This is a genomic window from Psychrobacter sp. 1Y4 (assembly GCF_051847555.1).
Window position 1 is genome coordinate 1 of sequence record NZ_JBPYDE010000025.1, and the last position, 11,631, is coordinate 11,631.

The following is an 11,631-nucleotide window of genomic DNA, read 5'->3' on the forward strand; positions in this document are numbered from 1 at the left end:
ATACTATAAGAGTCCAGAGAAAAATTTAGAATAGTTAATATACAACAATCACTTATTCAGTGAGTCGATATTGTCATGGTTGATTCATAAGCTTAGTGTGAATAGAACGAGATCTATGTCTTGGGCAAAGTATCTTTCACACTCATAACTGTTCTTTATCTTGAAATCCTAATTAAACTGAAACCTCGAATACTTTTATTTAGTCAGCATCCAAAGTATTATCTTTGTTTTGAATAAGTATTAGAGCATCTTGTGCTTTCTTAAGTTGATCTTGTAACAGAGTCACTTGTTCCTGCTTTGATAAATGACGGCTTGATAGCTCGCTATATTGTTTATTCAATACGCTATGCTCGGCTTCAAGCTTAGCCTGAGTTTGAGTCAGCTGATTATTAAGTCCTGATAGCTTGTCACGTTCAGCGGTGACTGCCTTTAACTCTCCTTTGATCTCTGCGGTAGCCGTTTGTATATCATTCCGCTCAGTGGTGACTGCCTTTAGCTCTGACTTAGTATTTTTAAGTTCAATCTTTAAACGTGCAATCTCTGCCTTATCACTATCAGCTGTGGCTTTAAGCGTGGCTACCTCACCAAGACTGCTAGTCAGCTCTATAGATTGCTTATCTAATGCATTACTCACCTCTGCAAGCTGTGATTGCGCGGTCTTAGCCTTAGTGCGTTCAAGCTCTAATTCATGCCTAGTATCTAATAGCGTCTGTTTGGTAGCGTCATGGTCAGCTGTGGCTTGCTGTGCGCTTTTAGTTGCTGTTTCCGCAGTGCCGGTCACCTCGTCCAGTTGCTGTAGTAAATCCGCTTGTTCCCCCTCCAAGGTCTTAACCGCTTCTTGCGCTTCGTCCATCTCTGCTTGTGCCTTGATCTTAACCACCTCTAAAGCTTCACGCTCTTTAGACAATCTATCATTAGCCATATCAATAGCCGTCTGCCACATATCAGCCCCAAGCGTGTGCAAGCGTTCTGTGATACCACTAGGTAAGTCTACTTGCTGTAGCTCTTGCTCTTCTTGCTGTTCTCGCTTCCAGCTTTGCATCGCATCACTGATAGTCGTGAATGATCCACCGCCTAGCGCCTTACGCACCTCTGCCAGTGTCGGCTTAACCCCTTGCTCTTGTAATTGGTCTGCTGCTGCATGAATATCTTGTATCGTGAGTGCCATGATTTTGTATCCCTTAATAGTATATTGTAGTATGTTGTATATAATATACTACAATATACAACATACTACAATATAGAATGTAAAAAAACCCCAAGTAATCTTGAGGTCATGTGCTTGTTATTTAATGCCTAGTGATCGGTTAGGTATTCTTCTAGGGCATCGTTGATCATGTCTTGATAGTTACCGCCTGTTTGCTTAGCTCTGTCCTTGAATTTGGCAAGGATACTTGGGCTAATGACACTGGTTTCCGTAGACAACGCTTGAAATTTGATACTGCCACGGATCGCGCCTGACCAGTCGGTGACTTCTGGAATGTCCGATAAATCAATGTCGTCATCGCTAAGCGTGGCTAGATGCTCTGAATCTGCTTACTACTTAGCAGTTAGTGGCGGTAATTCGTCTATTTTATAGCTAACCTTGCTCATAATACTCCCTACTAAATCCTATAATATGCCTTGCATAAGAGACCGCACGAGTTCACTATCATCGACTCCCTTTGATGTGTGCGTCACAAGTGAGGTTAAAGCGCTGTTAATTGGCTCTTTTGAGCATATTTTTTATATGTAGCTTTTCATCAAAGTCGGTTAATTTTTTTAAGTAGCGCACATACTCTGCGTAGTATTCAGGTTTTGCCATACGCGCCTCGATCTCTTTTTGTGTCTCAACCGGCGTTTTAATCGATTGAGGAAAATTACTAACTACCTCATGCTTGTCTTTAAGTTTCCAACCATATTTTTTAATCTCAGCTGGACTAAACACTTTGACAATATCTTCAAGGCTTGTACTGCTGGTGTCCCGAATACAAAACACGATTTCACTGATTTCTCGGCCGATTTTGTTTTCTGTATAGCTAACCTTCAGCGGTGTGTGCTTCTCAACCTCTGCTATGGCTTTACCTAAGACCTTAGTTTTAAAGTCTGTGATTTTCTCATACTTGTCTGTGCAGTTGAATTTTTGGCGCAGATACGCAACTGAGTACGCTTTTTTACCACTCTGCAAGTGCAAACAGCTACTGACAAGCTCGAACATTAAAATACCGTAAGAGCCCAGCTCCACGATATAGTGCCTCTCGTACTTCGTGAACGTGTTTGACTTATCAAATACAGTTAACATCTCAGTCACTGTATCTGTCAACGTCACCGCTATTCGCCCTTGACCCTTTAGATACTCACACTCAGCAACCCAACTGCTACCTTTTCTATTGACGACCTCATCTGCTTTGAAATCATAAAACCAAAACGCTTTTTGTAGCAAACTATCCGATAACTCACTTAGCAGCTGGTATGTACCATCTTTTTCGAGCCCATATTCTTTGGCAAACTCTGAAGCTGTCAACATAAACGTCCGCTGATTAGCATTTTTATCAACGGCAGCTCGAACCTTTGGCGATAAAAGCATGATCAGTCGTCTCTCGTTATGCGTCAAATCTGTAATCGCGTTTAATAATCTGTTTTGTAGCACAATCCAATTCGGCCCATAAACCCAGTTGCTATGGTCTTTTTTATCGGATGCTGTACTACTGGCATCTGAACTTGCATTTTGAGGGGCTTGTATAGGCTTTTGAATCTCTTCTTCAAAAGGCAATACCTCAAAATCAAAGTCAATAGGAATGGGCTCAATAATCTCAATAGAGGCGTTGAAATCATTTCTTGTGTATCTAATATGATTGATTAAAGCCTCACGCTCCTCTGGTGTCAGCGGTTTTTCAACGCGTACCCTGATTGTATGGCCAAAGTCTTGCCTAAGCTTGTCTTGAAAACCCTGCATTTCTTCAGGTGTCATATCCTGACCTATTTGTTTGGTTTTAACTAATATAACATATATGACGAAAAATTTTATAATTTTTCGTCATATACAAGGTATTTGTCTACCTAAAACAAGCTAAATGTCTACCTATACACTAAAACAACAAGGTATTTGTCTACCTATAACAAGGTTAACGTCGTCATTTAAATAAAAAAAATCCCCTGTAATACTTATAAATGAAGCGCTACAGAGGATTGGCGAAAAACGTATAAATCTGTTAAATCTGTATATATAAATACAAAATAATATACGTGTATTTTTAGGTAAGAATAAAACAGCAACTATTTTATTCTGTGGTAACGTGATCAGAGGTATAGTCACCATTAGCAATTATATGGCGTCGTATGACCACATAAGGTTTGTTGTCGAATGTTTAGGTCGAAGTACTAACCAATATATTTAGACGTCTCTACAGAGCTTTCTCGTTCGTTTTAGGACACATAGCCAGAATGGAAAATAAAAAAGTGCCTGATTCTTAGGATCAAGCACTTTTGTGAACTAACACTGTTTACTTAATAATGATATCGGCACTGAACGATGATAATGGCATCATCTTGAACCTCATAAACCAGTCTATGCTCTTGATCAATGCGACGCGACCAATAGCCTGCCAGATCGTGTTTGAGTGGTTCAGGTTTACCAATACCCTCAAATGGATCACGTTTGATGGCTTTAATCAGCTTACTTATTTGCTTGACCTTCTCTTTGCTGGTTTTTTGCCAGTATTCGTAGTCCTCCCACGCATCCTGTGTCCAAGATAAGATCAAGCGTCCACCTCATCATCACAAGTCAATAATGCGTCATCCGTATTGATGTCATGCTCGATTAAACGACCCGCCTTAGCATCGGCTATAGAGCGTCTGAGGCGCTTGGCATTAGTGGGGCTTTTTAGCAGATGAAGCGTTTCCTCATATGAATTAAACTCTTCTAAACTCATGAGTACCGCAGGTTTGGCGTTTTGTCTAGTAATCACGATCGGCGATTTGTCGGTATCTACCTTATCGATATATTTGGCTAGGCCCTTTCTAAAATCAGTGTAGTTCACAACATCCATAACGATTACTCCGTGTTTGGTCATCTTTATTTGTATGACTGATATTATATACCATATCTGTACTTATATCTGTACAGTTATTTTTACACTGATTTATTTATGGCGCTGGCCGCTCAATCCGTAATCACCCGCAGAAGTTTGTGGCGGCGTATTAAGATTAGAGGGTTTTTGATAATCAAAGGATAACGGCACGGTATTGGTTTGCGCCACTTGAGTTAAGAACAATTTGATTGCTTGAGACGGCGTTAATCCATAGCTTTCAAACACGGCAAAGGCGCTATCCTTGAGCTCTTGATCGAGCCTGATATTATAATTGGTTGTCGTCATGGCATTACAAATGGCTTATATATGTACGTACAATATAAACCATTTGTAATGCCAAAACTACTAAGCATGCTTTTTTCATATTATGATTTCTGCTTAGGGAACGTATAGCCTATCGCCAGTAAGTGCTTTTTGTGGGTCTTTAAAAAAGCCTCATCTCTTAATTGAGTGTGTAACCAACTAATAACTTCTTGAGTGCTTTTACCTGATGGTGCGTAACTACCAAACGGTGAGTAGTTAGCCAACAAAGGGGCAAAACGATCAATTTGCTTAACGGTTAGAGGTGGGATATCTCTATCCTCATTATTCTGATTTAGGCCCTCCTGTCCTTTTTTCTTAGTTGGCTTGGCCTTGACGGTGAATGTCAAACCTGTAACTGTGCGTCCACGTTTGATGTTTTCATAGGTGATTTTGATGTCGGTTTTCTGATTAATTTCTTTTATGGGCCCATCAACTGCATTCTCTTTCAAATTGTTGATGCGCTCATACGACTTAGGCGTGCCAAGTTCTTGCCTATATTGATCTAAAGTCATAGAAAAACCACCCTTCCCCTCAGACTTTTTTGCTAGATGGTAAAGGTCTAACGAGTAAGTCAATTTGAGGTTTAAGATATCTTCTTTTAAATATTTAGTGTAAGGGTTGAGCTTATCAAAAACCTGAAGTAAGTATATTACCTCATCTGTAAAATGCATCGATATATAGCCATCTGCATATTTCGACCTGATTAGCCATTGAACCTCTGTATCATCACCATCCTTATCCTCATAAATGAATGTACGCTTCATTAATTTTTTGCTAGCTGATTTCATTTGCTTATAAGCCGAGTTTCTATCTATTCCGCTAAGCTTAGCAAATTCAGAAGACGCAACCTCTATCGGTGTTTTTTCAGTAGCATTATTAACCCTAACCAATGGGCTCGCTAGAATAATGATGCGCTTCTCATCAATAGACATCTCTCTAAAAGCTTGAGTAATTTTATTCTGCATAACAATCCATTTTTCAGGATATTTTTTTTCGTATAGCTCGACATCATTCATTATGACAACCTCATTATGCTAGTTACTTTAAGATACTAGCATAATGCGGGATAAAAGTAGCATTTAAACGGGATAAAAGTAGCATAATGCGGGATAAAAGTAGCATAATGCGGGATAAAAGTAGCATAATAGAGTGCGTAACCCTTTAATAGCAAAGCTTACAGACTGTCTAAAAGTCTTTAAAAGTTTTTAAAAGTAAAAAATATATTTTTATTTTAAATAATAAGGAAAAAACCAAAAAACCGACGGATTTAAGATGATAATTTGATCGACCAATCACTTGTAAAACTGATCAGTAGCTCAGAATGCAATTGTCCATTTACTTAATGTTATTCCACGTTCGCATGGTTCGGATCAAGCTTAGATCTTTGAAGATCTTCAAAAGCATGGTCAAAGATATTTTGAATATCTTCGTCTGTCATTCTGGACAACCCTGTTTTCACATTCTCAATATCAGTCTCATTTTTTGTAGATAGTTTGTCTTCATTTTCAGTAGCCATTATCGACACATCTGTAAACACTTATCAAACCGTTGCTAAAAAGCCTAGAAACCACTCTTATATACGTTTTACGCTCTGTCCGATACGATGGTAGCTAAAGCTATTCTAAAACGCTTAAAACAGCCGATAACCGTCTCCTAACCTTTCGCTAATTAGTAGACGATCCAGCTGTACCTTCAATTAGGCGATTTCGAGTAGCTACTGTGATGATGAATAAATATCAAGCAATGAACCGTAGTCACTGTCCTGACTGTTTTTAGGTGGTGTAAAGCTGCTTGGTGTTTCCTTAGCTTCACTTTGCATCTTATGAGCGATTGATTTTAAAAATTCACGGTGCTTTTTCAAACGGACATATTTTTCATTATCGTGTGCGTCTAAAAAAATAGCTTGCAGTTCATGATTGTCATCATCGTCTAATGCGTTGGCCAACCACTCCCCCAATATTTTATGTGCTTCAAGCCTGTCCTGATCAATCTCTTTCTTAAGAGCCTGTAATTGCTTAATCTTATTTGCAAATAAATCATCTGATATTACTGACATTACCTCATCCTTTTTTTAGCCAACTATGATAGAGTTGATCCTAGCAGTACATACACAGGTATGCAAGGTAGTAAAATACACAAGACCACATCGTTTCGTGGGCGCAGTAGTATTTTAACACTCTGTTAAGAGCGAACTTAGGAGTTTATGTAAAAAAGGCCCACAAGGGGCGCTATTTTTTTACATAAACTCCGTCGTTCGGCAGGGGGCGAACCCCCTACAACCCCCAAAAAATCATCTCTCAATATTGGGTTTTTTTGCTATGAATAATAAAGGGTTCCATCTGTCGGTTAGCGCCGTTAGTAAGGCGAAAAATCATAGCGTGGTGGCAAAGTCGGCTTATAATTCTGGCTCAAAACTGGTTGATGAGCAGTCAGGAGTCGTCCACGATTACACCAGTAAAGCTAAAGACAAAATCTTAAATTTAGTGGACAGTGATGGTACTAAATACACGCAAGTTATTGAGAAAAATGTGATGCATACGGCGTTGATAACGCCAACTCTTGCTGGGGATTTGGCGGTAACGCGTGAGGGGTTTTGGAATGATATCGAACGTATTGAGACTCGTAAAAACGCGCAATTGGGTACTGAGATTGACATGATGTTTCCTGAGGGGATCACGGCTGATCAGCGCATGGTGCTGGTCGAGCGCTACGCTCAAACCTTATCTGATCGCTATAATGTGCTTGTCGATGTGGCCATCCATCGACCCCACAGTCATGAGAAACATGTGGGGAAAGGTGAAGTGGTTGAGCTGACCAGTAGTAACTTTCATGCCCATATTTTACTCTCAAGCCGTGAAGTATTAGCGGATGCGGATAAAGGTTATGTCTTATCGAAGCGTAAGAATTGGACACAGTGGTCAACCGGTGAGCGGCTATCCAAAGGACTAAATGGGCGCGGTGATGAGCTTAAATATCAACGCACCCTTTGGGCGGATATGGCTAACGAGCTATTGCCTGAGAATAAAGCGATCAATGAGAAATCGTACCGTGAGCAGGGCATTAATCGTTTACCAAAAATGAAACTGGGCAAGTCATTGTATAAGGATGTCTTAAAAGGTAAGCGCTCAGTGATTCATGAATACAACGAGACAATTGATGAGATCAATGCCTACATCGAAAAAAATGGTCTGGTAATTGAGTATGACGACAAGGGTCGCATTGATCTTGAGAGCAACGCACAAGAGGTTAATGGCGTTACAGTGCATTATAAAAAGCGTAAACCCTTTGCGCGACTTGAGCTTAGTAACATTCGCTTGGTGGATCCCGCCGCTGAACTGACACCCGCTACCCTTAAAAAGGACAGTCAGACTCATAGTGATGCGGCCAATGATGACGTACTTGATGAGCTTTTAGTGATCTCAGACGATTTTGAGCAGCAAAAAAAGATGGTACGCAGCGCCTTATTCTCAACCATTGATAGGCTGCATGAAGAGTTAGCACACCAGTCTAAACAGACCATCACTATTGACAAAAATATTAAAAGCACACCGAGGTTCACCGAAGAGGTGGGACAGGATTACAGCACGTCCCGCCAAAAAATGATTGAGCTTACCAAGCAAATAAACACAAAAGAGAAAAGCGAGGCTCTAAATGAGGCTTTAGCGTTGGTTGAGCAGTTTAGACAAGACGACACCCTACAAACGGGCCGTGCCGTTACCAGTCTTGAGAAGCAACTGTCACAGATTGATAAAATAGTGCTGAACAATAAAGCGGTGCTAAAAAAGCTGATCCCGCTTAATAATGAAGTCGTTGCTGACTACAAAGGGTTAAAGGCCACCCTAAAACCATTTGCCGCAAAGCTGAATAAACTGGCGACTGGCTTTAAAGCACTTGATGAGATTGATATTGAAAAATCCGACTTATCCTTACAGTGGGATCAAGCGTTTGCTGATCTACAAGATATAGACGTCACCAATAACATGGACACTTATCATAAGTTTGCCGCATTTGCAGATCTGGATGTTGAGCGCTTTAAATACCTTGAAAAAGAGCGTGAGGCGCTCAGTACGTTAAAAGCAGTAGAGGTAGACGCGGATGCTTACACTCGTTTAACGGCATTGACCGCTGATGTTAAAGCGTTTAAGACCACAAATAATGAAGACATCAAACAGTTAAAGCAGCAAATTAATACCAGTCAGAAAACCTATCAGCGCCTGTCGCCGTTTTATGAGCAGCGTATCGCCTTACTGGATCAAAGTGAAGCTGTGATTGTGCAAGATGATGACCTATACGATGAGATTACCCGTACCAAGACCACTCAATTGAACGCAGATCGGCTTGATGACTGGCGCAACCGTACGATGGTGCTTCACCACCAGCTCAATAAAGCACATGAGCAAGCAAAGCTTAAGGAAGAGGCTGAGCGCGCACGAGAGGAGGCTTTAACCAGGCGGCGAGTAGCTTTACAACAGAGACGGCAGCAGGCATCTCTTAAGCGTCAGCGAATCAATGAGACCAAAGCATATCGAGATCGATTTGACAATTTAGTGGTACGGGTGCGTGACCGCGTTGATACCCTTGATTTTAAGGCCGTTGATGCACCGATCGAAGTGATCAACGCGGCTGAGGCGGTTGCCGCACAAGCATTTATATTCACCACTCTAAAACGCGCTGACAGCTTTACGACACTACAAAAGAGTTTACGAGACACCGATGCCAAAAAAATTGCAACGCAGGTGCAGAAGGCAGCAACATCGCTGTGGCAACAGCTTGAGCGCTTGCCTGACAATCAAGATAAGGTCGAGGTATTAACCCAGATCAATGAGCGCTTTGAGCACGTTCCTGCTATCACCATAGATGCGGCAACGCTCACGCAAACCGTGACAGATCATTTGCAAAAAACGAAGAGCGCTATCCAAGCGCATGAACAAGCACAAACACGCCGCTACCCATCACCACGTCCATTTTAGGCGGCATTATGATAATGAGCATCCCATGAATAAAGACAATAGCAATGAGTACGACATTCACGACGAGCTTATTAATCTCGTGACCAGACTCAAACCTGTGATCGAAGCGCTGCGAGCATTGATTGGACAAGCCGATGATGCGGTGGCAACGCGCCTTGATCAATCGCTTGGCCATATTGATGCCAAGATAGAGGAGATGACTGCCGTTACTCAAAAGCTGGATGGTAGCGCAAACAGTGCCTCAGAAGCATTGAGTCAGTATCAGAATCTGGTGTTAGAACAGCTACAAGCGGCAGTGACTACCTTTACTGACACTGAGATGCCGAGCCGTTATGATGACAAAATAGCGGACATCATCACCAATATGAAACAGCAGATTGATACGGCTGTACAGGCGGTCATCACTGCTAAAAACGACAGCATAGAGGCGAAAGTGAATGCCATGCAAGCGGTGGCTGATAAGCTTGGCGCTAGTGCGGACAGTCTTGCGCTATTCACCAGTCAGTATCAAGCCGGTCATGAGCAGATTGTTCAAGATATCAAGGATTTTGAGACCGCTACAAAAAAGCGGATTGGAGAAGTAAAAGAGGATGCTGATGAAGACTTGGGTAAGATTTACAAGTCTATTGAGTTCATGAGTATTAAAAGGATAGCAGCAGTAGCCGCTGCGTGTACGGCAGCAGTGGTAATGAGCCTTATGGCCCTGATATTTTGGTATGTACCAAGCTTTGATAAGATTGCAGAGATGAGACAGCAGCAAGCAGAGCTACAGCGCGGCATCGATGAGCTTGAAACGGGTTGGAAACAGGCCTTTAATAATGCTCAAAGTGCGCAGTTTATTTTGGCTTGTGATGTTAATAAAGATCAGCCTGATGTGATCAGCTGGTGTGTCAGAGCAGACAGTAAAAGCTTTTTGAGAGATGAAAAAGGCTTTGTTTATTATAAAATATCTGGGTCGACTCGCGCGAAACCTACTGAGTAAAGGTTTATGGTAATAGTGAACCATACTCCTCAAAGAGGCCTTTATAGGGTTGGGGTAGCGTAGATAATTGTACGGGCATTTTTAGGCTAGATACTGGTAGCAGATAGCCTTGGTCAAAAATGAGTCTTCTAAAACATATATCAATGAAAAAAGGTTTGTTTGACTGCCGTTATCTTTGTCTATATTAAAAAGCCATTAGTATGGCGTCTGTTAAATTTTTATGGCCATATTAGAAAAAAGCCAGATAATGAAACTTTATCTGGCTTTAAAGATTATTGTTTCTTGTCGAACAAGATATCTGCGAATATCAGCTAAAATAATTATGCTGCTTGGTCAGTATGAGCTGTGACCAACTCCATAAAGGCGGTTTCAAGGATGCTTAAAGTGTAGTCGTCAACGATAAGACCATCATCCAGCTGTCGTTGTACCCAGACATAAACCGCTTCATCATTATAAAGAATAGCGTCAACACCCAGTAATGATGCCAATTGTACACCTTGCTGTATTTGTAAGCTTGATAACAGCTGAGAAGCTAAGGCTTTAGCCTGTTCACTAAACCATGTGCAGCTGTTGAGCCGCGATAGATTGTTATTCATTGGTATTCTCCTGTAGATTATTGTGTGTTAATAATGGATAAAATGACTTACTACAGGTCAAATTATACCTATATTTTAATCTATTACAAGAGAAAATGACCTTCTGAAGGTCTTTTTATACGTTTAAAGGTAATAATATCTTATGAGTGAGGGTGTTCACTCAGGAGACTCACTGCTGTCCTCATTTATGATTTCATATAAATCGCCAACATTGATTCTAAGATACGTGCATAAAGACTCGATGACATCTAGATCAACTCGGGTGGCTTCTTCATGGTACATGCGAGTAATGGTGCCACGATTGATACCAGTATCTCTTGCGACATCGGCAATTTTAAGACGTCTTTCGCCCATGATGGTTGATAAGTGACACTTCACCATAGTGGTTTCCTCATTAACGATTAGTGGTTTTTGATTGGTGAGCGGATTATAACGAATATGAGCGGCTCAAGTATTCCTTTTAGTAGCTCAAATTGGTATCCAATAGCGGTAATTTACCTAGTAGTAGGCATTTTATTATGCTGTCTTTGATATAGGACGTCTATCATGATGGATATACGCTAGTTAAAAAAGGCGATGCTATTTTTGCTGTGACATATTGCTATTAGTAATGATGTGACGTACATTTTTAGTTATACTTATATACTTATATACTTATATACTTATATACTTATATACTTATATACTTATATACTTATATACTTATATAC

The 11,631-nt window shown here is 40.8% G+C and carries 13 protein-coding genes; 2 read left to right on the forward strand and 11 right to left on the reverse strand.

What is annotated here, in order from left to right; translation table 11 throughout:
• Positions 1 to 199: 199 nt before the first annotated feature.
• From ACS8FC_RS13560 to ACS8FC_RS13600, 9 genes are all read right to left on the reverse strand, one after another.
• Complete coding sequence (locus tag ACS8FC_RS13560; RefSeq protein WP_025652670.1) at positions 200 to 1,168, reverse strand: DNA-binding protein; 969 nt, start codon at positions 1,166 to 1,168, stop codon at positions 200 to 202.
• A gap of 128 nt (positions 1,169 to 1,296) precedes the next feature.
• Entirely contained in the window at positions 1,297 to 1,425 is a 129-nt protein-coding gene (locus ACS8FC_RS13565; protein ID WP_143007432.1) for a BrnA antitoxin family protein, read from the reverse strand.
• A gap of 274 nt (positions 1,426 to 1,699) precedes the next feature.
• Positions 1,700 to 2,950, reverse strand: a complete 1,251-nt coding sequence (locus ACS8FC_RS13570; protein WP_218690612.1) for a replication initiation protein — start codon at positions 2,948 to 2,950, stop codon at positions 1,700 to 1,702.
• Between the two features lie 536 nt (positions 2,951 to 3,486).
• On the reverse strand, positions 3,487 to 3,741 hold the full coding sequence (locus ACS8FC_RS13575) for a Txe/YoeB family addiction module toxin (RefSeq protein WP_025652646.1): 255 nt from the start codon (positions 3,739 to 3,741) through the stop codon (positions 3,487 to 3,489).
• On the reverse strand, positions 3,738 to 4,028 hold the full coding sequence (locus ACS8FC_RS13580; protein ID WP_025652647.1) for a type II toxin-antitoxin system Phd/YefM family antitoxin: 291 nt from the start codon (positions 4,026 to 4,028) through the stop codon (positions 3,738 to 3,740). The genes ACS8FC_RS13575 and ACS8FC_RS13580 overlap by 4 nt, the downstream gene beginning before the upstream one ends.
• Before the next feature lie 93 nt (positions 4,029 to 4,121).
• Entirely contained in the window at positions 4,122 to 4,355 is a 234-nt protein-coding gene (locus ACS8FC_RS13585; protein ID WP_025652648.1) for a type II toxin-antitoxin system RelB/DinJ family antitoxin, read from the reverse strand.
• Positions 4,356 to 4,435: 80 nt separating this feature from the next.
• Complete coding sequence (locus ACS8FC_RS13590) at positions 4,436 to 5,389, reverse strand: replication initiation protein (RefSeq protein ID WP_045448300.1); 954 nt, start codon at positions 5,387 to 5,389, stop codon at positions 4,436 to 4,438.
• Positions 5,390 to 5,718: 329 nt separating this feature from the next.
• A complete protein-coding gene (locus ACS8FC_RS13595) occupies positions 5,719 to 5,889 on the reverse strand; it encodes a hypothetical protein (RefSeq protein ID WP_157292455.1) in 171 nt (56 codons plus the stop codon).
• 198 nt (positions 5,890 to 6,087) lie between these two features.
• Entirely contained in the window at positions 6,088 to 6,429 is a 342-nt protein-coding gene (locus ACS8FC_RS13600; RefSeq protein WP_218690611.1) for a hypothetical protein, read from the reverse strand.
• Between the two features lie 262 nt (positions 6,430 to 6,691).
• Between ACS8FC_RS13600 and ACS8FC_RS13605 the strand changes: the two genes are divergently transcribed.
• Together ACS8FC_RS13605 and ACS8FC_RS13610 are read left to right on the forward strand one after the other, a co-directional pair.
• Complete coding sequence (locus tag ACS8FC_RS13605) at positions 6,692 to 9,343, forward strand: MobA/MobL family protein (protein ID WP_439297164.1); 2,652 nt, start codon at positions 6,692 to 6,694, stop codon at positions 9,341 to 9,343.
• 25 nt (positions 9,344 to 9,368) lie between these two features.
• Positions 9,369 to 10,325, forward strand: a complete 957-nt coding sequence (locus tag ACS8FC_RS13610) for a hypothetical protein (protein ID WP_439297165.1) — start codon at positions 9,369 to 9,371, stop codon at positions 10,323 to 10,325.
• Positions 10,326 to 10,645: 320 nt separating this feature from the next.
• Here the strand turns inward: ACS8FC_RS13610 and ACS8FC_RS13615 are convergent, their stop codons facing one another.
• Positions 10,646 to 10,921 carry a hypothetical protein gene (locus ACS8FC_RS13615; protein WP_439297166.1) on the reverse strand — a complete coding sequence of 92 codons (276 nt, stop codon included), beginning with the start codon at positions 10,919 to 10,921 and terminating at the stop codon, positions 10,646 to 10,648.
• Between the two features lie 156 nt (positions 10,922 to 11,077).
• Positions 11,078 to 11,302 carry a helix-turn-helix domain-containing protein gene (locus ACS8FC_RS13620; RefSeq protein WP_025652654.1) on the reverse strand — a complete coding sequence of 75 codons (225 nt, stop codon included), beginning with the start codon at positions 11,300 to 11,302 and terminating at the stop codon, positions 11,078 to 11,080.
• Positions 11,303 to 11,631: the final 329 nt, after the last annotated feature.

Bases quoted from the DNA above. Each gene is read 5' to 3' on its own strand.
- ACS8FC_RS13590 (WP_045448300.1), bottom strand. From the start codon at position 5,389: ATGAATGATGTCGAGCTATACGAAAAAAAATATCCTGAAAAATGGATT.
- ACS8FC_RS13560 (WP_025652670.1), bottom strand. From the start codon at position 1,168: ATGGCACTCACGATACAAGATATTCATGCAGCAGCAGACCAATTACAA.
- ACS8FC_RS13585 (WP_025652648.1), bottom strand. From the start codon at position 4,355: ATGACGACAACCAATTATAATATCAGGCTCGATCAAGAGCTCAAGGAT.
- ACS8FC_RS13570 (WP_218690612.1), bottom strand. From the start codon at position 2,950: ATGACACCTGAAGAAATGCAGGGTTTTCAAGACAAGCTTAGGCAAGAC.
- ACS8FC_RS13615 (WP_439297166.1), bottom strand. From the start codon at position 10,921: ATGAATAACAATCTATCGCGGCTCAACAGCTGCACATGGTTTAGTGAA.
- ACS8FC_RS13605 (WP_439297164.1), top strand. From the start codon at position 6,692: ATGAATAATAAAGGGTTCCATCTGTCGGTTAGCGCCGTTAGTAAGGCG.
- ACS8FC_RS13620 (WP_025652654.1), bottom strand. From the start codon at position 11,302: ATGGTGAAGTGTCACTTATCAACCATCATGGGCGAAAGACGTCTTAAA.
- ACS8FC_RS13600 (WP_218690611.1), bottom strand. From the start codon at position 6,429: ATGTCAGTAATATCAGATGATTTATTTGCAAATAAGATTAAGCAATTA.
- ACS8FC_RS13580 (WP_025652647.1), bottom strand. From the start codon at position 4,028: ATGGATGTTGTGAACTACACTGATTTTAGAAAGGGCCTAGCCAAATAT.
- ACS8FC_RS13610 (WP_439297165.1), top strand. From the start codon at position 9,369: ATGAATAAAGACAATAGCAATGAGTACGACATTCACGACGAGCTTATT.
- ACS8FC_RS13595 (WP_157292455.1), bottom strand. From the start codon at position 5,889: ATGGCTACTGAAAATGAAGACAAACTATCTACAAAAAATGAGACTGAT.